20 protein-coding genes and 1 pseudogene are annotated in these 20,695 nt (G+C 67.9%); 16 read left to right on the forward strand and 5 right to left on the reverse strand.

Going from position 1 to position 20,695, the window contains the following annotated elements; translation table 11 throughout:
* Positions 1–78: 78 nt before the first annotated feature.
* Entirely contained in the window at positions 79–435 is a 357-nt protein-coding gene (locus tag PW843_24870) for a hypothetical protein (protein ID MDE1149797.1), read from the reverse strand.
* The gene (locus tag PW843_24875) at positions 435–1,196 is read right to left on the reverse strand and encodes a class I SAM-dependent methyltransferase (protein MDE1149798.1); all 762 of its coding nucleotides are present in this window, start codon (positions 1,194–1,196) and stop codon (positions 435–437) included. Before PW843_24875 ends, PW843_24870 begins: the two co-directional genes overlap by 1 nt.
* A gap of 58 nt (positions 1,197–1,254) precedes the next feature.
* Between PW843_24875 and PW843_24880 the strand changes: the two genes are divergently transcribed.
* From PW843_24880 to PW843_24895, 4 genes are all read left to right on the forward strand, one after another.
* Positions 1,255–1,716: a hypothetical protein gene (locus PW843_24880; protein ID MDE1149799.1), complete on the forward strand. Its 462-nt coding sequence runs from the start codon at positions 1,255–1,257 to the stop codon at positions 1,714–1,716.
* A 136-nt stretch (positions 1,717–1,852) separates the two neighbouring features.
* Positions 1,853–3,202 carry an MFS transporter gene (locus tag PW843_24885; GenBank protein ID MDE1149800.1) on the forward strand — a complete coding sequence of 450 codons (1,350 nt, stop codon included), beginning with the start codon at positions 1,853–1,855 and terminating at the stop codon, positions 3,200–3,202.
* Positions 3,199–4,437, forward strand: a complete 1,239-nt coding sequence (locus tag PW843_24890; protein MDE1149801.1) for an MFS transporter — start codon at positions 3,199–3,201, stop codon at positions 4,435–4,437. Before PW843_24885 ends, PW843_24890 begins: the two co-directional genes overlap by 4 nt.
* Positions 4,438–4,543: 106 nt before the next feature.
* Positions 4,544–6,133, forward strand: coding sequence for an FAD-binding oxidoreductase (locus tag PW843_24895; GenBank protein ID MDE1149802.1), 1,590 nt, complete (start codon positions 4,544–4,546; stop codon positions 6,131–6,133).
* A gap of 189 nt (positions 6,134–6,322) precedes the next feature.
* Here the strand turns inward: PW843_24895 and PW843_24900 are convergent, their stop codons facing one another.
* Complete coding sequence (locus PW843_24900) at positions 6,323–7,135, reverse strand: NAD(P)-binding domain-containing protein (GenBank protein MDE1149803.1); 813 nt, start codon at positions 7,133–7,135, stop codon at positions 6,323–6,325.
* Positions 7,136–7,236: 101 nt separating this feature from the next.
* Between PW843_24900 and PW843_24905 the strand changes: the two genes are divergently transcribed.
* The 9 genes and pseudogenes from PW843_24905 to PW843_24945 all read left to right on the forward strand — a co-directional run bounded on the left by PW843_24905 (position 7,237) and on the right by PW843_24945 (position 16,438).
* Positions 7,237–7,641, forward strand: a complete 405-nt coding sequence (locus PW843_24905) for a helix-turn-helix domain-containing protein (GenBank protein ID MDE1149804.1) — start codon at positions 7,237–7,239, stop codon at positions 7,639–7,641.
* A 30-nt stretch (positions 7,642–7,671) separates the two neighbouring features.
* A complete protein-coding gene (locus tag PW843_24910) occupies positions 7,672–8,481 on the forward strand; it encodes a helix-turn-helix transcriptional regulator (protein ID MDE1149805.1) in 810 nt (269 codons plus the stop codon).
* A gap of 290 nt (positions 8,482–8,771) precedes the next feature.
* On the forward strand, positions 8,772–10,250 hold the full coding sequence (locus tag PW843_24915; GenBank protein ID MDE1149806.1) for an FAD-dependent oxidoreductase: 1,479 nt from the start codon (positions 8,772–8,774) through the stop codon (positions 10,248–10,250).
* A gap of 179 nt (positions 10,251–10,429) precedes the next feature.
* Positions 10,430–11,455: a DUF1838 family protein gene (locus PW843_24920; GenBank protein ID MDE1149807.1), complete on the forward strand. Its 1,026-nt coding sequence runs from the start codon at positions 10,430–10,432 to the stop codon at positions 11,453–11,455.
* Between the two features lie 249 nt (positions 11,456–11,704).
* On the forward strand, positions 11,705–12,100 hold the full coding sequence (locus PW843_24925) for a cytochrome c family protein (GenBank protein MDE1149808.1): 396 nt from the start codon (positions 11,705–11,707) through the stop codon (positions 12,098–12,100).
* Between the two features lie 115 nt (positions 12,101–12,215).
* Complete coding sequence (locus tag PW843_24930) at positions 12,216–13,649, forward strand: aldehyde dehydrogenase family protein (protein ID MDE1149809.1); 1,434 nt, start codon at positions 12,216–12,218, stop codon at positions 13,647–13,649.
* Between the two features lie 73 nt (positions 13,650–13,722).
* Positions 13,723–15,026, forward strand: a pseudogene (locus tag PW843_24935) (MFS transporter).
* Positions 15,016–16,056, forward strand: coding sequence for a Gfo/Idh/MocA family oxidoreductase (locus PW843_24940; protein MDE1149810.1), 1,041 nt, complete (start codon positions 15,016–15,018; stop codon positions 16,054–16,056). Before PW843_24935 ends, PW843_24940 begins: the two are co-directional and overlap by 11 nt.
* Positions 16,057–16,090: 34 nt before the next feature.
* Positions 16,091–16,438, forward strand: coding sequence for a VOC family protein (locus tag PW843_24945; GenBank protein ID MDE1149811.1), 348 nt, complete (start codon positions 16,091–16,093; stop codon positions 16,436–16,438).
* 72 nt (positions 16,439–16,510) lie between these two features.
* Here PW843_24945 and PW843_24950 read toward each other — a convergent pair whose 3' ends face one another.
* Complete coding sequence (locus PW843_24950; GenBank protein ID MDE1149812.1) at positions 16,511–17,431, reverse strand: LysR family transcriptional regulator; 921 nt, start codon at positions 17,429–17,431, stop codon at positions 16,511–16,513.
* Positions 17,432–17,594: 163 nt separating this feature from the next.
* Here PW843_24950 and PW843_24955 point away from each other — a divergent pair, with 163 nt between their 5' ends.
* The 3 genes from PW843_24955 to PW843_24965 all read left to right on the forward strand — a co-directional run bounded on the left by PW843_24955 (position 17,595) and on the right by PW843_24965 (position 19,501).
* Positions 17,595–18,080: a nuclear transport factor 2 family protein gene (locus PW843_24955; protein ID MDE1149813.1), complete on the forward strand. Its 486-nt coding sequence runs from the start codon at positions 17,595–17,597 to the stop codon at positions 18,078–18,080.
* Between the two features lie 153 nt (positions 18,081–18,233).
* Entirely contained in the window at positions 18,234–18,371 is a 138-nt protein-coding gene (locus tag PW843_24960; protein ID MDE1149814.1) for a hypothetical protein, read from the forward strand.
* Between the two features lie 29 nt (positions 18,372–18,400).
* Entirely contained in the window at positions 18,401–19,501 is a 1,101-nt protein-coding gene (locus tag PW843_24965) for an alkene reductase (GenBank protein ID MDE1149815.1), read from the forward strand.
* Between the two features lie 55 nt (positions 19,502–19,556).
* Here PW843_24965 and PW843_24970 read toward each other — a convergent pair whose 3' ends face one another.
* Positions 19,557–20,618 (reverse strand): alkene reductase, encoded by a 1,062-nt coding sequence (locus PW843_24970; protein ID MDE1149816.1) that lies wholly within the window; start codon positions 20,616–20,618, stop codon positions 19,557–19,559.
* Between the last annotated feature and the right edge of the window lie 77 nt (positions 20,619–20,695).

Below are 20,695 nucleotides of genomic sequence, written 5' to 3' on the forward strand. Positions count from 1 at the left end.
GAAACCGACGCCCCCGGGAAGGATAGGCGCCAACCGGGGAACGGATGGGCGCCGCAGTCATCGCTCAACCCCACGGGTTCAGGGTGTCGCGATCTCGTCGATGGCGCTGTTGAAGCGCTCGGTCGTCTCGGCTTGCGCGGCTTCCGCCGCTTCCTTGCGCTGCAGGTAGAACAGCCGCTCCAGGAAATCCTGGCGGCGGGCCTCACGTTCCTCCAGTGCCGCCTGGTCCAGCACCAGGGTCTCGATACCGGCGGCCAGGTCCAGGCCACCGGCCTTGGCCACGCGCTCGGCGCTGTCCAGCCGGTCGCGCAGCACCGACAGTTCGTTGGCCAGCACCATGATCATGGAGACGGCCTGGTCCAGGCCGGGGGTGTCATAGAAATTCGGGCGTTTGCCCTTGGCGTCCTTGACGACGTGCGGACGTTCAGCGGACATCAGGCGGCATCCTTGCGGGCGGTGGTTTCAGGCTTGTGGGCGATCAGGACTTCCCAGCCGCCGCCGGGGGCGAACTCGCCGGCGGCGAATTCACGCTCCGCCACGGCGTTGGCCGCTTCCTCGCTGTAGCCGGTGACGGCTTGGGCCGCGAACTCCATCACCGCCATGGGGGCGGTGTCGAAGCGCACGTCGGCGCGGTCGAAACCGGCGCGCTCGGCCAAATCGTACTGGTTCATGTCGCGCATGGCGCCCCAGAACGGCTCATTGTTGTACCAGGTCTCGTTGTCCAGGATGAACTGGGTGAACGGGTCCATCAGGTCGAACGGCGGCAGGTCGGCGTGGATCATGTAGCCGCCGGGCGCCAGCAGGCGATGGCATTCCTGGAAGATGCGCGGCATGGCCTTGGCGCTGGTCTCGTGCAGCAGGATGTGGCTGACGACCAGGTCGAAATGCCCGTCGGGGAAGCGGGTCTCCTCCGCGTTCATCTGGGCGAAGTTGACCTCCAGCCCCAGGCCGGCGGCGCGGGCGTGGGCGTAGCGCACCTGGGGTGCGGCCACGTCGATGCCCCAGATCTCCGCGTCCGGGAACAGTTCCTTGTAGGGCAGGGTGGAATGGCCGACGGTGCAACCCATGTCCAGGATGCGGCGCGGCTTGAAGCCGTTCAGGCGGCGCTTGACGTAGTTGCAGACCGACCGGCCCATGTCGTCGTTGAAGGGGCCGGTGTAGCCCATGGCGTAGAGGTAGACGCCACGGTCGTACAAGCGCGCCGACGGAGATGTCGCCCTTGGTCACCTCGGTGGTGTAGCCGCCCGGCATGCAGTGGATGTCCAGCGCCGTGACATAGCGCGGCGCCACGAAGCCTTCCGGGATGTCCAGGATGGCCTTGGACCCGGCCGACAGCTCGGCCGCCTTGGCGTTCAACTCAGGCAACTCACGATCGACCGTCACGTTGGTCGATTCCCACAGCAGTTCCTGGGCGATGCGGTTGGCGGCGGCGTAGTGCTGGAAATACAGGTCGTGCACCATGCCGGCGCGGATGTCGCGGCGGTCGACCGGCTTGCGGCCGTGCTCGCGCTCGAACTTCGGGACGACGCGGCTCTGGTAGACGGGGGTGAGGCCGGGCAGCAGCTTCTGCTGGATGAACCCCTTGAAAGCCTTGGTGAATTCCTGGCGTGCCGCCTCGTCATGCGTAGGCTTGGGCAGCACCGGATGCGCTGTTTGTTGGAAGGTGTTCAGCATGTGCCCGCTCCCGGTTCCGTGATGGTGCGTTGGGGGGATTGAAGGGCCGGCGGCGGCAAAGGCCAAGCGGGCCCCGGAAACTGTCCACCTGGCGGTTGATGGGTGGTGCCGGGCTTCACAAACGCGCGCCCGTGAGATGCCCTGTCACCAAAGCATGGGGCAGGGGGCAAAAAGCAGCATGACCGCGTATTCTGAGGTATCGACCGGCCCGTCCGGCCGCCTGAGTCTTCTGGCCCAGGCCGGATATGGGGTCGGCCAGATCGCCGGCCAAGTCTTCCGTGACGTTCCATCCCTGCTGCTGCTGTTCTTCATGACCAACGTGCTGGGCATCATGCCGGCCTTGGCGGGGGCGGCGATCTTCATTCCCAAGCTGGTGTGGGGGGTAGGCTGCGACACCCTGGTCGGCATCCTGTCCGACCGGTGGAAGCACCGCTTCGCCCGCCGCCGCTGGCTGCTGGTCGGCGCGGTCGGCACGCCCATCGCCTTGATCCTGCTGTTCCATGTGCCGGATCTGCCGGTCACCGGCCGGGTCATCTACGTGGCGTTGGCGTTCAGCCTGTACATGGCGGTTTTCGCGTGCTTTTCGGTGCCTTATTTGGCCATTTCCGGTGAATTATCGTCCGATCCGCACCAGCGCACCGTGCTGATGGCCTGGCGCCTGGTGTTCACCGCCATCGGCATCCTGGTGGGCGGGGCGTTGTCGCCCTACATCGTGCAAAGCCAGGGCGGCGGGCAGCCGGCCTATGAGGCCATGTCCCACTTCCTGGCGGTGGTCTGCCCGGTGGCCCTGGTGCTGGCCTATTTCGGCATCGGCCGCGCCGCCCGCCAGCGGGCCGAGGCCGTCACCGCCCCGGTGGTGGCGCATGTGCGCCTGTCGGCGGGGGAGGTGATCTCCACCCTGCTGGCACCGCGCTTCTCCATCCTACTGCTGGCCAACCTGCTGCAGCTGGCGGGGTCGGGCATGGCCTACGCCTCCATGCTGTACTTCCTGACCTACAACATGGCCCGGACCGACGCCTTCCAGCTGATCGGCGGGCTGGTGCTGATCGCCTGTGCCGCCATCGTGGTGGCCCAGCCCCTGTGGGTGGCGCTGGCCCGGCGGGTGGGCAAGAAGCCCATCTACGTCCTGTCGGCCGCAGGATATGGCCTGTCATACCTGGCGTGGTCCTTGAGCGCCGACGCCGGCGTGGTCGCGGCCTATGCCTTCTCCTTCGTGGCGGCGGTGGTCAATTCCGGCTGGACCCTGCTGGGCTTCTCCATCATGTCGGACATCGCGGGTGAGGATCAGGCCCACGCCGGCCTGTATTCCGCCGCCTGGATCGCGGCCGACAAGATCGGCTTCGCCCTGGGCGGCACCCTGCTGGTGGGTTTCGTGCTGTCGGCCTTCGGCTTCGACGCCGCCCACGCCGTGGCCGGCCTGCCGCAGACGGCCAGCGCCCTGACCGGCGTCATGCTGGCCTTCGGCGTCATCCCGGCCGCCCTGAACATCCTGTCGGCCCTGATCTACTGGCGCTTCGGGCGGGCATGATGAACCAGACGGCAAGCGAGTTTCGGCGGGGCTGGCGCTTGGTGCTGGCGGCCGCCACCGGGGTGGGGCTGGGCATCACCGGTCTCAGCTTCTACACCCTGGGCATCTTCATCGGCCCCCTGACGCAGGAGTTCGGCTGGTCGCGCACGGAAATCGCCAGCGCCACCCTGCTGACCACCGCAACCACCCTGTTCCTGGGCTATCCCGTGGGCCGGCTGGTCGACCGCTTCGGCGGCCGGCGGGTGGGCCTGACCTCCCTGTTGCTGCTGGCCCTGGGCCTGGCGGGGTTGAGCCGCATCGGCCCGTCGCTGACCGGCTTCTACCTGTCCTTCGGTGCCGCCATGGTGATGGGGGCCGGCACCCTGCCGGTGGTGTGGACCCGCGCCATCAACACGGTGTTCGACCAGGCCCGCGGCCTGGCCCTGGGCCTGACCCTGGCCGGCACCGGCGTCTGCGCCATCCTGGCACCCCCCTTTACCCAATGGCTGGTGGCCAACCATGGCTGGCGTGCCGCCTACCTGGGGCAGGGCGCCCTGGTGGCGGTGCTGGGCCTGGTGGTGGTCGGCCTGCTGTTCCAGGAACCGGTGGCGCCCAAGGCCACCATCGCCCAGCCCGTCCCCATCCTGCCGGGATTCAGCGCCGCCCAGGCCCGCCGCACCCGCCGCTTCTGGCTGCTGGGCTTTGGCATGCTGGTGGTGTCTTTCGCCATCGCCGCCCTGATCGTCCACCTGGTGCCGCTGCTGGTGGGCGGGGGCATGGCAAGGGGCGACGCCGTCTGGTTCGCCAGCCTGCTGGGTTTCGCCATCATCATCGGCCGCCTGGGCGTGGGCAGCCTGGTGGACCGCTTCCACCCGCCCGCCGTCGCCTTCGCCGTCATGGCGGCGGCCGCCTTCGGCTGCGGCCTGCTGGCCCTGTCCAGCGGCCGGCCGGGCCTGGCCACGGCGGCCGTGGTGCTGGTCGGCCTGGCGGCGGGGGCGGAGGTCGATCTGGTCGCTTTCCTGGTCAGCCGGTATTTCGGCATGCGGGAATACGGCGCCATCTATGGCTGGCAGCTGGGCTTCTTCGCCCTGGGCGCCGGCCTGGGCCCCATGACCCTGGGCCGCCTGTATGACCTGACCGGCGGCTATGGCGCCGGATTGGGCGCCTGCGCCCTGGGCCTGGCCCTGGGTGGGCTGGCGCTGGGTGCCCTGGGCCCCATGCCCCACCGCTTCCCCGAGACCGCCCCCGCCGCCTGATACCCTGTCCACAGGCCGGATAGGGCGCACGCTGGCCGGGAAGGGCCCGCGCGGAACGGGCATGGTTGGCGCATTCTGTTGATACCCCCGCCAAGGAACGCCTTTGATGTCTGAAACCGCCGGCCTCGCGTCCCCCACCACCGACCTGAACCGGCTGCGCGGCATCCTGGGCGACGACGCGGTGTTGACCGACGCGGCGTCCCTGGCCTTCTACGGCCATGACGTCTACACCGCCGGCGCCCCCTTGCAGGCGGTGATCCGCCCCGCCACCCGCCAGGTGCTGGTGGAGGCGCTGGCGGCCCTGAAGGGCAGCGGTGTGGCCCTGGTGCCGCGCGGCGGCGGCATGTCCTATTCCGGCGGCTACCTGGCGCCGGCGGCCGGGGCGGTGATGGTGGACACCAGCCGCCTGGACCGCATCCTGGAGATCAACGAGACCGACATGTACGTGGTGGCCGAGGCCGGCGTGACCTGGGCCGCCCTGGACGCGGCCCTGGCGCCCCTGGGCCTGCGGGCACCCTTCTGGGGCCCGTTTTCCGGCATCCGCGCCACCATCGGCGGGTCGCTGTCGCAGAACGCCTGCACCTACGGCACCGGCATCTTCGGCACGGCGGTGGACAGCGTGCTGGGGATGGAGGTGGCGCTGGCCGACGGGGCGCTGATCCGCACCGGCAGCTGGGGACATGGCCAGACGGCGGCTTTCTTCCGTCATTACGGTCCCGATCTGACCGGCCTGTTCGGGGCGGACGCGGGTGCCCTGGGCATCAAGACGGCGGCGGCCCTGCGCCTGGTGCGCCGCCGCCCCATCGCCACCGGCATCTCCTTCGGCTTCCAGGATTTCGAGGCGCTGCGCGGCGCCATGGCCGCCGTGGCGCGCGAGGGGGTGGCGTCCGAATCCTTCGGCTTGGACCCCCTGCTGCAAAAACAGCGGCTTGGCATGGGTGATTTGAAGTCGGATCTGAAGATGCTGCTGGCCGTGGGCCGCGCCGGCCGTGGCCCGGTCGCCTCCCTGGTGCAGATGGCCAAGATCGTCCTGGCGGGCAAGAACTTCCTGAAGGATGTGAACTATTCCGCACACTTCACGGTCGATGCTGCCGACAAGGATGAGGAGCGCTCCATGCTGCGCCGCATCCGCGCGGCGGCCAGCACCTTCGGGCGGGAGATCGAGAATTCCATGCCCACGGTGGTGCGCGCATATCCCTTCCCGCCGCTGAACCACATCATGGGCCCGAAGGGGGAGCGGTGGGTCCCCGTGCACGGCCTGATGCCCTTCAGCCAGGCCACCGCCTTCCACGCCGACCTGCAGGCCATCTACGCCCGCCACGCCGACGCGTTGAAGAAGCACAAGGTGGTGACCGCCGCCATGTTCAGCACCGTCGCCACCAACGCCTTCCTCTATGAGGTCGCGATCTATTGGGAGGAGCAGCGGGCCGAATTCCACGACCGCATCCTGGAGCCGTCGGCGGTCCAGAGCCTGCCGCGCTACCCCGCCAACCCGGAGGGCACCACCCTGGTGGAAACGGTGAAGGCGGAGATCGTGGCGCTGTATCGCAAGCACGGCGCCGTCCACATGCAGGCCGGCCGCCAGTATCAGGTAATGGCTGACCGCAACCCGGCGGCGGCCGACCTGTTGCGCAGCGTGAAGCGCTGGGCCGACCCCGACGGCGTCATGAACCCGGGCGCCCTGGGCCTCAACTGAGTTTCCGGTTGCCGGGCCATATCTGCGGGTGTCGCGGCTAAGCACCCCCAGAAATGGCGGACGTTAGAGCGGAACACGATCAGGTGGAATCACCTGATCGTGTTCCGCTCTATCATGAACAGCTTTAGAGCAAGATGCGATCACGCATGATCGCATCTTGCTCTAAACGCCCTCTTTACGGCAATGAGATCAACGTGGCGGCCGAAGAAGCGCCATGCCAAGCCGAAGCACGGCAAGCCAACTCCTCGGCTTTGTCTTGTCCAACCCCACGAAAATTCTTGAAACCCGGACAAGCTGATCCGCTGGATAATGATCTGGGAGCCTGGCAAGTATCCTTGATGCCCTGTCTCGGCCTTGAGGGGCTTTCGTTCGATCGGCCCGCCGGAGCAGTAGCGGCAACTCTTCGCGCGTCGGGTCTGTGCAGTAGGCTGGCTGCCCCGGCTGTTGACGCCACGATTCCGATAATGGCCCCGCATCGACAGCGCCAAATCCCAGCCGTTCCACGATCGCCATGATGTCGGCCCGCGCCCTAGGATCGTCGCCGGCGACGGGTAGCGCAATGCGGTGTGGATCGCCTTCGGACTCGCCCCCTGTGGCCAACCTGGATGCGATGATGTTGTTGAATGCCTTGGTCACGGCGACGCCCAGTGTCCGGGACACCCACTGGGACTCGGCCAGGCCAGCATCGATCTCGGGAATCGCCCCGTCCCGCAGCGGATAGTAATTACCCGCGTCCACCACGATCGCGCCTCGCGGCAGCGTCGCGATAACAGTCTTCGGCAAGTCGCGGATGCGTGCCATAGGGATCGCGATAATGAGAACGTCCACCCCGAGCGAAATGCCGGCGATGTCGACAGCCTCGGCGCCCGTCCTTTGCGCGAACGCCCCGAGACTGTCAGGACCGCGGGAGTTCGCCACCTTCACGGCATGCCCCGTCTCGCCAAGCCGGCAAGCAAGCGCCTCGCCGACATGCCCAGCGCCAATAATTCCGACGTTCTTCATGTTTGTTCCTAAAAGTTACTATTGTTAGTAACTAAGTTATACTGTGGCGCCGTCGGTACAAGACGGCACATGCCTGTGCCCCGGTTACAAGGAGGGAACCTATGTCGACGACGGTGGATGAGTCGGACGAAGGGGCGTCTCATGGCATCGGAGCACTGTCTTGCGCGCCGCACGATATGCTGACGCACCTTGGGGACAAATGGACAATTCTTGTGGTATTGCTATTGGCGCAGACACCGGGTAATCGGCTTAGATTCTCCGGAATAAAGCGTGGCGTGGAGGGTATCTCGCAGCGAATGCTCACACTGACGCTGCGAATGCTGGAACGTAATGGTCTGGTTGTGCGTCATTATTTCGCCGAAGTTCCTCCTCGAGTCGAATATGAGCTTAGCGTCATGGGGAAGGGCATGCTTCCTCCGCTGGAGTTCTTCGCCAAGTGGATCGGTGAAAACTGGCAGGCCATGGAGCGGGCGCGGACCGAGTACGATGCGAGATCGGTCACATGATCAGCTTTCGCGACGGAGGAGGGCCGAACGATGCCGATGATGCAGGAACCATCGGACCGGAACTGGCTGGAGCCCGACGACGTGCCCCGGCCGGTGGTGTGCTTCGGCGTCGCCAACGTGGATGTGGGCCGCATCGAACTGGACCCGCACCACCACCGGAAAAGCCAGTTGATCCTGGTGCAGGAGGGGGCGCTGAGTTGCGAGGTGGAGGGTGGCCTGTGGATCGTGCCGCCCCGCAGCGCCATCTGGATCCCCGGCGGCGCGCTGCACGCCATCAAGGTCACCGGCCTGCTGACGGGATACGGCGCCTTCGTGGAGCCGGACGTGGCCGCCAGCCTGCCCCAGACCTGCTGCGCCGTGTCGGTGACGCCCCTGCTGCGCGAACTGCTGGCCCGCGCCGCCACCTTGCCGGCGCTGTATCCGGAGGGCGGGGCGGAATCGCGCCTGATGACCGTCCTGCTGGACGAGCTGGCCACGGTGGAGGTGGCGGACCTGCACCTGCCCATGCCGACGGATGCCCGCCTGTGCAAGATGGTCGACCTCATGCTGGCGGCACCGGCGGACCGCAGCCTGATGGCGGTCTGGGCGCGGCGCGTGGGCCTGAGCGAACGCACCCTGACCCGCCTGATCTCCCAGCAGACGGGCATGAGTTTCAGCCGTTGGCGCCAGCAGCTCAGCGTCCTGTTCGCGGTCAAGTGGCTGGCCGGCGGCGCCTCCATCCAGCAGGTCGCCGATGATCTGGGGTACGAGAGTGCGGCCAGCTTCGTGACCATGTTCCGCAAGGCGCTGGGCACCTCACCCGCCCGGTACATGGCGGAGCGCCATCCCGGGCGGTTTTGACGGCGGACGGCCGCGCCATCGCCGGACCAACACCAACCACTTTTCTTATAAAATCTACAAAAGATAGTTGTGCTGACTGGTAAATGACTGCATCTCCGTAAATAATTGACTGCCTGCCGTAAGCGCAGTTCCCGGGTTGTCCGAGTAGTGGACAAGACATCGCATGCGCTTTGGCGCGCGCGGCATTTGGGGGGATCGTTCGGTCAAGCCCTACGCCGGCGGGGCCGTCCCGGGAGAACCCGGGATGAAAACATCCTTTTGACGTTCCCTTTTAACGTTGGATGCTCCCCATGCCCCGCCACGATCGCTCCCCCTTGCCGCCCACCGCCCCATCCCGCCGCGCTGTCATCGGCGGTTTGCTTGCGGCCCCCGTCATTCTGTCCACCACCCGCCGTGCCTGGGCCAAGGGGCCGCAGACGGTGGACGTCATCGTCATCGGCGCCGGCCTGGCCGGCCTGAACGCCGCCGGCATCCTGGAATCCCAGGGCCTGAGCGTGCAGGTGGTGGAGGCGTCGGACCGCGTCGGCGGCCGCCTGCGCACCGCCCGCCGCGACGGCTATCAGGCGGAACTGGGCGCCAGCGAGGTCGGGCCGCTGTACGGCCGCGTGCGCGACGCCTGCGGCCGGCTGAACGTGGGCCTGACGCCCCAGGGCATCGTCCCCACCGATATGCTGATCCACGTGAACGGCAGCGCCGTGTCGGCCAAGGACTGGGCCGGTGCCGCCAACAACCTGACGCGCGGGGCCGAGCGGGCCATGCCGCCCTTCGTGCTGCAGCCCGGGCTGTTCCAGAAGTGGCTGCCCTTCACCAACACCGGTGACTGGCTGGAACCGGCCAACATGGCCTACGACGTTTCCGCCGCCGAGTTCATGCGGGCCAAGGGCGTGTCGGAAGAGGCGATCCGCCTGGCTGGTGTCGATGTCAACGCGCCCAACCTGGAAAGCGTCTCCGCCCTCAGCCTGTTCCGCGACCTGGCCCGGGCGCGGGCGGAGGGCTTGAAGGACAACCAGCCGGAATTCGGCGCCGCGAATGTGGAGCGCAGCTACATCGTCGGCGGCGCCGACACGCTGCCCCGCGCCATGGCGGCGGCCCTGAAGCATCCGGTGCGCCTGGACAGCCCGGTGGTGGCGGTGGACCAGACGGCCGACCGGGTGCAGGTGCAACTGGCCGGCGGCGACGTGCTGACCGCCAAGTACCTGGTGATGGCCGCCCCCTTTTCGGCGGCGCGGCGCATCCGCTTCACCCCCGGCCTGCCGGAGGCCCAGACGGATGCCATCGCCGGCGCCCTCTACACCGCCACCACCCAACTGCACTTCCGCATCACCAGGCCCTATTGGGAAAAGGACGGCCTGCCGCCGTCGCTGTGGAGCGACCTGCCGTTCGAACGCGCCTTCGCCTTGAAAAGCCCGGCCACCGGCGCCATCGACAGCCTGGTGGTCTGGGTCAACGGCGACGGCGCCACCCGCTGGGACGACCGCGCGGTGGAACAGCAGGCCGACCTGGCCCTGGCGGAACTGATCCGCGCGCGGCCCGCCATGGCCGGATCCCTGGAGTTCTTGCTGGGCCACAGTTGGGGCCGCAATCCCTATATCGGCGGCATGAAGCAGGTGTTCGGCGCCGGCCAGGTGAAGCGTTTCGCCGCCGACATGGGCAAGCCCGCCGGCCGCATCCACTTCGCCGGCGAACATCTGCGCCGTCTGGAACACGGCATGGAATCGGCCATGGAAACCGGCGAGGGCGCCGCCATGGAGATTCTGGAGAAGGCCTGAGCAAAACCAAATCTAGGACGCGACCGCGCCCGCCGGAGCTTTCCGGGGAGGCGCAGGCGGACTGGAAAGCGAGGAAGGCCAAGCCGGCGGATGCCGGCGCCCGCCGATTGAGGGGGCGGTTGATCGGTCACGATCAGCCGCCGCGCGTATAATAACCACTAACAGGAGAGTTTGGGGACATGAGCGGACCGGAGATGACGCGGCGTGAGAGTCTGGGGCTGGCGGGTCTGGCCATGGCGGCCGGTACGTTGGGGATGGGCACCCTGGCGCCCGCGGGGCCGGCGAGTGCGGCCACGCCCACCTTCCTGACCAAGATCGACTTCAAGGATCCCAAGTGGAACCGGGACGCCTATGCCCGCCTGGACATGGATTTGGATCCGACCAAGCAGAAGATCGGCTTCTTCCGCGGCAACGTCTATGGCGTGCGGGATAATGAGCCGGTGCGCACCCTGTTCAGCGTCGATGGCTTCAGCCTGGTGCGGTCCCAGCAACTGCCCGACGGCAGCTGGCGCCGCATGCTGCGCGAGATCGGCTTCTACCGGAACGCCCAGACCGGCCAGATCATGGACACCTGGCACAACCCCTACACCAATGAGGATGTGCGCGTCGTTCCCATCGCCAACGATCCGTTCAACTTCACCATCAGCGAATTCCTGCCCGAACCGCCGTCCTACGGCGGCCTGAACAAGGAGGCGCCGCCCAAGCGCCCCTTCCTGCTGAACTGGACCTTCGGGCCGGACGACACCGTCCACGTGGAAAGCGACATCCACCTGTTCTACCCGTCGGCCCTGCAGCCCGACAAATGGCCGCGCGAATCGACCGGCGCCTACAACCGCGTGTCGGAACTGTTCCACTACGTCGTCAAGCGCGCCGACCTGGAAAACCCGGCCAAGACCCACGTGCCCTGCATCGGGTCGTGGGCGCGCGTGACGCCCTGGCTGCCCTGGATGCTGATGGGCCAGGCGCCGGGCTGCATCAATTACTTCTGCACCTTCGGCATGGTGGAAAGCCTGGACAAGCTGCCGCCGGATCTAGTGGCGGCGGCCAAGGCCCTGGATCCCAAGTGGCTGTCGGCCCCCGACAGCGACTACGGCCCGTCGCTGTCCAGCCTGGAGAACTACGCGCGCGAGCAGAAGCCGGCGCCGGTTCCGGCCGGCTGGGCCCCGCCGCAGCCACCGGCGCCGCGTACCTTGCCGGGGCGGTGATCGCCTGATCGGCCAGCGGTATGGGACTGAGTCCCATACCGCTGTAGGCCCCGATTGGGGCCGCCGGAGCTTTCCGGGAAGCGTTAGCGGACTGGAAAGCGAGGACAAGGCCAGCCGGCGGATGCCGGCGCACGCCGTTTGAGGGCGATCAAATCAAACTTTGTCCACTGTACGGCCATAACCGACGGGGCACATCGACTTGGCGCCCCGTCGGGTCGTTTCATTGCACCCGCATAACTGGAGGCTTCCTTGGGTCTTGCCGCCCGCGCTGCGCGTCGTCGCGTCCTTCCGTCCTTGGCCCTGCTGGCCCTGCTGGCGACCCTGCCGGCTGCCGCGCAGACACCGGACAAGGGGGAGCGCCTGGCCATCCGCTGCCGCACCTGCCATGAATTCGCGGCCGACAAGCCGCACAAGGTCGGCCCCAATCTGCATGGCCTATTCGGCCGCAAGGCGGGGCAGGAGCCCGATTTCCACTATTCCAAGGCCTTGCCGGCCAGCGGCATCGTCTGGGACGACGCCACGCTGGACGCCTGGCTGACGCGGCCCGCCACGCTGGTGCCGGGCACGACCATGGCGTTTCCCGGCATGCCGGACAAGGCCGACCGCGACGCCCTGATCGCCTGGCTGCACCAGGCGACACGCTAGAGTTTTCTATTCGAGCATTCTTGGAGGAGGCCGACGATGGTTGAGATTTTAGAGGCAGGCACCCCGGCGACCGAGGCGGCGCGGGCCTATCTGTCGGGCCCCCCGCGACGGCGCCATGCTGATCGGCGGCCAGTGGGTGCAGGCGGCCAGCGGCGCCAAGATCGAGACCATCGATCCGGCCACGGGCAAGGTGCTGGCCCATATCCCCGATGCCCAGCCTGAGGACGTGGACGCCGCCGTCCGCGCCGCGCGCCGGGCCTTCCCCGCCTGGGCGGAGACGGTGCCGGCCCAGCGCGCCGCCATCCTGTGGCGCATCGCCGACATCCTGGAACAGCACATCGATGAGCTGTCGGAGCTGGAGACCCTGGACCAGGGCAAGCCGCTGTTCGTCGGCCGCTGGGCGGAGATCCCCGGCGCCATCGGGCAGTTCCGCTTTTACGCCGGCCAGTGCCTGACCATCGAGGGCCGGACCATCAACACCTCGGTGACCTACCAGCCGCAGGGCAAGCAGGTGCAGGCCTGGACCCTGCGGGAGCCGGTGGGCGTGGTCGCCGCCATCGTGCCCTGGAACTCGCCTTTGGTGCTGACGGCCATGAAGCTGGCCCCGGCCCTGGCCGCCGGTTGCACCGTGGTGCTGAAGCCGGCGGAGGACACCTCCCTGACCGCCCTGCGCCTGGGCGAGTTGATGATGCAGGCGGGATTGCCCGAGGGCGTGCTGAACATCATCACCGGGCGCGGCGCCACGGCGGGCTCCGCCCTTGCCGCCCATGGCGACGTGGACAAGGTGGCCTTCACCGGATCCACCGCCACCGGCCGCGCCATCCTGGACGCCTCCAAGGGCAACCTGAAGCGCGTGACCCTGGAACTGGGCGGCAAGTCGCCGGTCATCGTCTTGCCCGACGCCGATTTGGACCTGGCGGTGCCCGGCGTGGCCAACGCCATCTTCTTCAACGGTGGCCAGGTTTGCGTGGCCGGATCCCGCGCCTATGTCCACGCCGACATCTATGACCGTGTGCTGGAGGGGGTGGCGGCCCAGGCCCAGGGCATGCAGCTGGGCCACGGCCTGAACCCGGCCACCCAGATGGGCCCGCTGGTCTCGGCCAAGCAGGCGGAACGGGTGGCGGGACTGATCGACGGGGCGCGTGCCGCCGGCGCCAGCGTGGTGACGGGCGGTGAGCGGCTGGGCCCCGCCGGCACCTTCATCGCCCCCACCGTGATCGCCCAGGTGAAGCCGCAGATGGAAATCGTGCGGGAAGAGGTGTTCGGCCCCGTGCTGGTGATCCAGCGCTTCACCGACGTGGATGAGGTGGTGGCCGCCGCCAACGACAGCGTCTACGGCCTGGCGGCCAGCATCTGGACCCAGTCGCTGTCCCACGCCCATCGCCTGTCGCGCCGCGTGCAGGCCGGCACGGTGTGGATCAACACCCACTCCATGTATGACGCCAGCCTGCCCATCGGCGGCGTGAAGCAGTCCGGCTACGGCCGCGACAGCGGCCTGGCGGCGCTGGACAACTACCTGGAATGGAAGACCGTCTGCGCGGTGGTTTGAGGGAAGGGGCCCCATGACGATGCCAACCGTGCCACCCCACCGCCTGCCCATCCTGGTCAAGGCCGGGTACGGCATGGGACAGGTGGCGGGGCAGCTGTTCCGCGACGTGCCGTCGCTGCTGCTGCTGTTCTACCTGACCACGGTCATCGGCATCGCGCCGGCGCTGGGCGGGGCCGCCATCTTTTTCCCCAAGGTGTTTTTCGGCGCGGTGTCCGACCTGGGCATCGGCATCCTGTCCGACCGGATGGCGGCGCGCATGCCGCGCCGCCGCTGGCTGCTGGTGGGGGCCGTCCTGGCGCCCATCATGATGCTGGCGGCCTTCGCCGTGCCGGACGTGCCGGTGGCGGCACAGGTGGCCTATGTGGTGGTGGCGTTCAGCGGCTATATGATCGCCTTCTCCACCTTCTCCGTCCCCTATCTGGCGCAGTTCGCGGAGATCACCGACGATCCCGCCGAACGGACGGAGATGATGGCGTGGAAGCACGGCTTCACCGGCAGCGGCCTGCTGCTGGGATCGGCCCTGACGCCCATCCTGATCCACGAACTGGGGGGGGCGGGCGCCCGGCCTACATCATCGCCGCGGCGGCGTTGGGGGCCATCTGCACCCTGTCGCTGCTGGTGGCGTGGCGGGCGGCATCCCGCATCCGGGTGGTGCCGGCGGGCGGTCCGGCGCTGGACCTGCGCGGCCTGCTGTCGGTCTTCACCTACCGGCCCTACCTGGTGCTGTGCGCCTCGGCCGTCGCCATGACGGTGGGGGCCGGCATCTCCTACGCCGCCTTCGTCTTTTTCATCACCTACAACATGGCCCGGGCCGACGCCCTGGTGCAGATCGCCATCATCGCCACCCTGGCCGCCGTGCTGGTCATGATCGGCGCGCCCTTGTGGGTGTTCGTGGCCCGGCACCTGGGCAAGAAGCGCACCTATATGCTGGGCGCCCTGGGCCATGCCGGCACAATGGTGGCCTGGGCATGCTCGGCCCATGCCCCCCTGGGTCTGATCTACGTCTATGCCGGCCTGGTCGGCCTGTTCAATTCCGGCTGGGGCCTGATCGTGCTGTCGCTGCTGGCCGACACCATCGCCCGCTCACGCGAGGAGACCGGCCAGGACCGTGCGGGATCCTTCGCCGCCGTCTGGTCCATCATCGAGAAGGCCGGCATCGCGCTGGGCGGCACCCTGATTGCCGGCGGCATCCTGTCGCTGTCCGGGTTCGACGCCCGGTTGGCCAAGCAGGGCATCGCCCAGCCGGCCTCCGCCCTGGACGGCATCGCCGCCGCCTACGGCCTCATACCCGCCAGCCTGATGGTGGTGGCGGCCTTGATCATCTGGCGCTTCGTTGATGAGGCCCAGCCCTTGAAAGCCCCCGCCTATGCCGAGTGATCCCGACACCCGCCTGCGGTTCATCGTGGTCGGCTGTGGCCGCATCGCACCTTCGCACCTGGACGCCATCGCCAGCCTGGCCAACGACGCCACGCTGGTGGCCACCGTGGATGCCGACAGCGACCGGGCGGCCGCCCTGGCCACGCGTTATGGGGCGGCACATTCCTTCACCGATCTGGCCGATGCCCTGGCGCTGCCGGGCGTGGACGCCGTGCTGATCGCCAGCCCCAACAGCCTGCATGCCGCCCAGACCCTGCAATGCCTGGCGGCCGGCAAGCATGTGCTGGTGGAAAAGCCCATGGCGGAGAACGCGACCGACGCGCGCGAGGCGGCGGAGGCCGCACGCCTGGCCGGAAAGGTGCTGTCGGTCGGCCATACCTTCCGCCATAACGCCGCTGTCCGTCACCTTCAGGATCACTGGGCCGATTTCGGCCGCCTGCGCGCCGTGGAAATCTCCCAATGCTTTTTCTGGGATGGCCCGCAGGCGCCGTGGTGGGCGACGCGGCCGGCGGCGGAGGGGCTGATCCTGTCCCTCTACGCCCCCCATCCCCTGGACTTCGTGCAACTGGTGATGGGACAGGACGAGCCATCCCGCGTGCAGGTGGAGGCGGCACGCCACCAGACCGGCTGGCTGGGGGAGGATGAGGCCATGATCCTGCTGGGCTATCCCGGCCGCCGCATGGTCAGCATCCACATCTCCTACAACCAGCGCCAGGTGACCGACCGCAAGACCCTGTTCTTCGACCTGGGCGTGATGCGCATCGAGGATGGGGAATTCCTGTACTGGAACGACGAACTGCTGGTGCGGCCGGATCCCGCCACCATCACCGACGCACGCAGCATGGGCGGGCGGGATCTCTCAGGATATTTCCGCACGCAGCTTCAGGAATTCATCCACGCCGTGCGTGGCCAGCCGCACCGCAGCCCCCTGGGCAATGACGGCGCCCGCCTGATCGCCCTGATCGACCGCATCAAGGCGGCGGCGCGGGCCACCTGTGCCGACGACATCGACGGGCCGCCCGGCCAATGATAGGCTCCCGCAACCAAAAAGCGGGAGGGTCATCATGCCTGTGGTCGGTATCGGCGGCGTCTTCTTCCGGGCGCGGGATCCCAAGGCCCTGAAGGCCTGGTATCAGAAACATCTGGGCATCGGCGGTTATGACTGGGTGCAGCAGGCCGGCCCCACCGTGTTCGCGCCCTTTTCCCAGGACACGGACTATTTCCCGCCGGACAAGCAGGCGATGTTCAACTTCCGTGTCACGGAACTGGACCGGCTGCTCCAGGATCTGCGCGACGCCGGCATCGAGGTCGCCACCAACCCGGAATGGGACTCGGCCGAGACTGGCCGCTTCGCCCGCATCCACGACCCTGAAGGCAATCCCCTGGAACTGTGGGAACCGCCGGCCGAGTAGGCAGCGCGGCGATTCCCGGCACGCTCAGAACTTATAGGTCAGGCTGCCGCCGTCGTACGCTTATCCGCCCCCCTAGGGATTGAAGCCCGACCCTTGCAGCGCCGCGGCCTGCACCAGGGCATCGATCACGACGCGCACTTTCGGCTGGACATACCGCGACCGGGGCCAGACCGCGTGGATCGGCATTTCTGCGCCGGAGAAGGCATCAAGCACGGAGACCAGCCGCCCGGCGGCGAGATGGTCGTTGACCAGCCAGGTCGGCAGTTGGCACAGGCCGCAGCCGGCCAGCACGGCGGCCACCATGGCCTCGCCATCGCTGAATTCCTGCCGCACATGGATCTCCTGCCGCGTGAAACGCCCGGAAGCGTCACGCAGCAGCCAGCCCGGGCGCGGCACGCGGCGCCAGCCGATGATGCAGTCGCGCGTCGTCAGTTCCTCGACCGAGGCCGGGCGCCCGTGTTCCGCAAGGTAGCCGGGTGAGGCGCAGATCAGCACCCGTTGCGTGCCCAGGCGGCGCGCGACCAGATCGTTGTCATCGTCCAGCGTGCCGATGCGGACGGCGAGATCGACGCCCTCGGCGATGATGTCCACGGTGCGCTCCGTGAACATCACGGCCAGATCCAGGCGCTTGTGGCGATTGGACAGGTCAATCAGCGTCGGCATGATGTGCCGGCGCCCGAAGGCCGCCGGCACATCCAGGCGCAGCTTGCCGACCGCGTCCGAGCGGCCGGAGGCCAGGCCGCCCTCCACGCCCTCCAGATCCTCCACGATCCGTAGGCAGGCCTCCAGATAGGCCTCGCCCTCCGGGGTCAGGGTCAGCCGCCGGGTGGTGCGGTGCAGCAGCTTCATGCCCAGGCGCTGCTCAAGCCGGGACACGCTTTTGCCGACGGCGGAGCCGGTCAGGCCCAGGTGGGTGGCCGCCGCCGTGAAGCTGCCGGTCCGCGCGGTTTCGACGAATTCCGCGATGCCGTTGAAGCGTGTCTGGTCGATCATTCTGGAACTGCAGGACGGAGTGACTGGAATATTGACGCCATTATCGCATTAATGGGCCCGAATTAACATGCGCCAAGCATGAGGCCCCGTCGACCTGATGCGGCATGCCGGACGACGGACGGCCTGCGTTTCCCCCTTCGGCATCAGCGCACGGGATCCCGCAATGAACCAGCAACTCAGCGGCCTCATCGATAAGGAGGCGATACGCGACCTGCGTATCCTTTACAGCCATTACCTGGACAGCAACAATTTGGACCTGCTCGACCAGGTCTTCACGGCCGACGCGGTGGTCGAGGTCACGGTCGGCACCCTGCGCGGCCTGACCGAGATCCGTGCGGGCCTGGCCGGCGCATTCACGCTGTACGACCGTGACGGGCAGGGGACTTATCCCTTCCTGCACACCGTCACCAACCATTGGATAAAGCTCACCGGCCCCGACACGGCCGAGGGCCTGTGCTATCTGCTGGATTTCGAGACGGCGTCGAAGCCCGATCCCAACCCCCTGCTGTTGCTGGGGCTCTACGCCGACGAATACAAACGCGTCGATGGCGCGTGGCGCATCAGCCGCACCCGGCTGGACGTCGCCTGGCCCAACCGATCCGCCGGGACGCCGCCGCGCCCCGTGTTCGACGTGCCGGGGCGTGCGTGATGGCCCGGCACGAGCATGCGATGACAGCCGAGGCAGCCGACCAGCCCGCCAGCCGGGCGGTGATCTGGTTGCTGGCGCTGGGGGCCGGCGTCTATTCCAGCCAGTCCCACCACCGCCGTCATCAACGGCGTCACCATCCTGGCGTTCGCCTCGATGAAAGACGCGGAGACCTTCCTGGCCTCTGAAAGCCACGCGGCCATCGTGGCAGCGGAGCGGGAGATCACCCGGCCGGAGCGGAGTGAGTTCTGGACGGGCCTCAGCCTCACCGTCGTCGACCGGCCCCGCGCCTGATTGCTGTATCACCCAAGGAAAAAACAACCATGAGCCTTCTTTTCCAGCCGTATGATTTGGCGGGCCTGCCGCTTTCCAACCGCGTCGTGATGGCGCCGATGACCCGGGCGCGGGCGCCGGAGGACGTGCCGGACGATCTTACCGTCCTTTATTACCGGCAGCGCGCCGGGGCCGGCCTTATCGTCAGCGAAGGGGCGCCGGTCTCGATCGAGGGGCGCGGCTATCTTTATAACCCCGGCCTGTACAACGCGCGGCAGGCGGAGGGATGGCGCCGGGTCACCGACGCCGTCCATGCCGAGGGCGGGAAAATCTTCGCCCAGTTGTGGCATGTCGGGCGCGTGTCCCACACCTCGCTTCAGCCGGACGGCGGCGCGCCGGTCGGCCCGACAAACGGCCGTGCCCCCACCGCCAAGGCCTTCGCCTATGACGCGGCCGGCAATGCCGGCCTGGTGTCGGTCAGCACGCCGCGCGCCCTGGCGACCGATGAGATGCCGCGCATCACCCGGGATTTCGTGCGTGCCGCCCGCCTGGCCATCGATGCCGGTTTCGACGGCGTCGAACTGCACGGCGCCAACGGCTATCTGTTTGAGCAATTCATCAACGGCGCCCTGAACGACCGTACCGACCGCTACGGCGGCCCGATCGAGAACCGCCTGCGTTTCCTGCTGGAGACGTTGGACGCCATCGCGGCCGAAATCGGCGGACACCGAACCGGCGTGCGCATCTCCCCGTTCGGGCGCCTGTTCGACATGATGCCCTACGCGGACGAGGCGGCGACCTGGATGGCGGTGGCCGCCTCGTTCCAGGCGCGGGATCTCGCCTATGTGCATCTCAGCGACCAGTTGACGCTGGGGGCGGAGAAAATCCCGGATGGCTTCGGGGCATCGTTCCGCAAAGCCTACACCGGCACGCTGATCGCGGCCGGCGGCTTCACCCAAGAGACGGGGGAGCGCGCGCTGGAAGCCGGCGACCTCGATCTCATCGCCATAGGGCGGCCCTTCATCTCCAACCCCGACCTGGTGGAGCGGATGAAGAACGGCTGGCCGCTGGTGCCGGCCGATCCCGCCACCTTCTATGGCGGCGGCGGTGCCACCGGCTACACCGACTATCCGCCGTACCAGGGCGGGTGATCCGTGTCCGGTGATGGAAGCGCCCCTCCCCACCCCTTGGGGGAGGGGCGTTGCCTCACGCTTTCAGGGTGGGATAGTCGGTGTATCCCTGACTGCCGCCGCCGAAGAAGGTGGCGCGCTCGGCCTCGTTCATCGGCGCGTCCCGCTTCAGGCGATCCACGAAATCCGGGTTGGCCAGCACCATCTGGCCATAGGATTCCAGGTCGGCCAGGCCGGATGCCACGTCGGTTCCCACCTGGTCGCGGGGGCGGCCCGGCCGGTTCAGGATCAACGTACCGGTCCACAGTCGGCGGATGTCGGACAGCAGCGCCTCATTACCTTGATGCGCGATGTGCAGGTAAGCGAGCTTTATGGTGTCAAGTTCCGCCACCAGGTGGCGGTAGAGATCCGGTCCCTCCGCACCCTCATCAATGCCCCATAGGCTGAGGCCGGGGGACAGGCGGAGGGCCGTGCGGTCGGCGCCGATCTCGCCCGCGATGGCGGTCGCCACCTCGATGGCGAAGCGGGCGCGGTTCTCGATGGGGCCACCGTATGCGTCGGTGCGGGTGTTGGCGCTGGGGGCCAGGAACTGGTGCACCAGATAGGCGTTGGCGCCATGAATCTCGATCCCATCGGCGCCGGCCTCGACGGCCCGGCGGGCGGCGTGGCGGAAGTCCTGGACCGTTTGGCGCACCTCCGCCACCGACAGGGCGCGCGGCACGGGAATGTCCTGCATGCCCTTGATGGTGAACATGCCGCTGCCGGGCGCGATGGCCGATGGCGCCACGCCCTGGCGATGGTGGGGCGTATTGTCGGGGTGGGACATGCGGCCGGCGTGCATCAACTGGATGAAGACGCGGCCGCCCTTGGCGTGCACGGCGTCGGTCACCGTCCGCCAGCCGGCAACGTGCGCATCGGTGTGGATGCCCGGCGTGGTCAAATAGCCCTGGCCGTCTTCGGACGGCTGCGTGCCTTCGGTGACGATCAGGCCGACGCCGGCGCGCTGGGCGTAATACTCGGCCGCCAGGTCGCCCGGCGTACCATCGATCTGCGCCCGCGACCGGGTCATCGGCGCCATGACCAGGCGATTGCTCAGGGTGTGGTGGCCAAGGCGGACGGGGCTGAACAGGCTGCTCATGGAATGGGTCCTCCAATCTCGATACCCGGATCATCCGCCGCTTCCCATGTGGGATAAATCCGGTATTTTGGAGAATA

The organism is Azospirillaceae bacterium, from assembly GCA_028283825.1.
Classification (GTDB): Bacteria; Pseudomonadota; Alphaproteobacteria; order Azospirillales; family Azospirillaceae; genus Nitrospirillum.

What these genes read in the sequence shown, in the direction of transcription:
- PW843_24920 (MDE1149807.1), top strand. Translation starts at nt 10,430, where the DNA reads ATGAGCGGACCGGAGATGACGCGGCGTGAGAGTCTGGGGCTGGCGGGT.
- PW843_24970 (MDE1149816.1), bottom strand. Translation starts at nt 20,618, where the DNA reads ATGAGCAGCCTGTTCAGCCCCGTCCGCCTTGGCCACCACACCCTGAGC.
- PW843_24900 (MDE1149803.1), bottom strand. Translation starts at nt 7,135, where the DNA reads ATGAAGAACGTCGGAATTATTGGCGCTGGGCATGTCGGCGAGGCGCTT.
- PW843_24890 (MDE1149801.1), top strand. Translation starts at nt 3,199, where the DNA reads ATGATGAACCAGACGGCAAGCGAGTTTCGGCGGGGCTGGCGCTTGGTG.
- PW843_24915 (MDE1149806.1), top strand. Translation starts at nt 8,772, where the DNA reads ATGCCCCGCCACGATCGCTCCCCCTTGCCGCCCACCGCCCCATCCCGC.
- PW843_24940 (MDE1149810.1), top strand. Translation starts at nt 15,016, where the DNA reads ATGCCGAGTGATCCCGACACCCGCCTGCGGTTCATCGTGGTCGGCTGT.
- PW843_24945 (MDE1149811.1), top strand. Translation starts at nt 16,091, where the DNA reads ATGCCTGTGGTCGGTATCGGCGGCGTCTTCTTCCGGGCGCGGGATCCC.
- PW843_24905 (MDE1149804.1), top strand. Translation starts at nt 7,237, where the DNA reads ATGTCGACGACGGTGGATGAGTCGGACGAAGGGGCGTCTCATGGCATC.
- PW843_24885 (MDE1149800.1), top strand. Translation starts at nt 1,853, where the DNA reads ATGACCGCGTATTCTGAGGTATCGACCGGCCCGTCCGGCCGCCTGAGT.
- PW843_24965 (MDE1149815.1), top strand. Translation starts at nt 18,401, where the DNA reads ATGAGCCTTCTTTTCCAGCCGTATGATTTGGCGGGCCTGCCGCTTTCC.
- PW843_24870 (MDE1149797.1), bottom strand. Translation starts at nt 435, where the DNA reads ATGTCCGCTGAACGTCCGCACGTCGTCAAGGACGCCAAGGGCAAACGC.
- PW843_24955 (MDE1149813.1), top strand. Translation starts at nt 17,595, where the DNA reads ATGAACCAGCAACTCAGCGGCCTCATCGATAAGGAGGCGATACGCGAC.
- PW843_24910 (MDE1149805.1), top strand. Translation starts at nt 7,672, where the DNA reads ATGCCGATGATGCAGGAACCATCGGACCGGAACTGGCTGGAGCCCGAC.
- PW843_24950 (MDE1149812.1), bottom strand. Translation starts at nt 17,431, where the DNA reads ATGATCGACCAGACACGCTTCAACGGCATCGCGGAATTCGTCGAAACC.
- PW843_24930 (MDE1149809.1), top strand. Translation starts at nt 12,216, where the DNA reads ATGCTGATCGGCGGCCAGTGGGTGCAGGCGGCCAGCGGCGCCAAGATC.
- PW843_24960 (MDE1149814.1), top strand. Translation starts at nt 18,234, where the DNA reads ATGAAAGACGCGGAGACCTTCCTGGCCTCTGAAAGCCACGCGGCCATC.
- PW843_24895 (MDE1149802.1), top strand. Translation starts at nt 4,544, where the DNA reads ATGTCTGAAACCGCCGGCCTCGCGTCCCCCACCACCGACCTGAACCGG.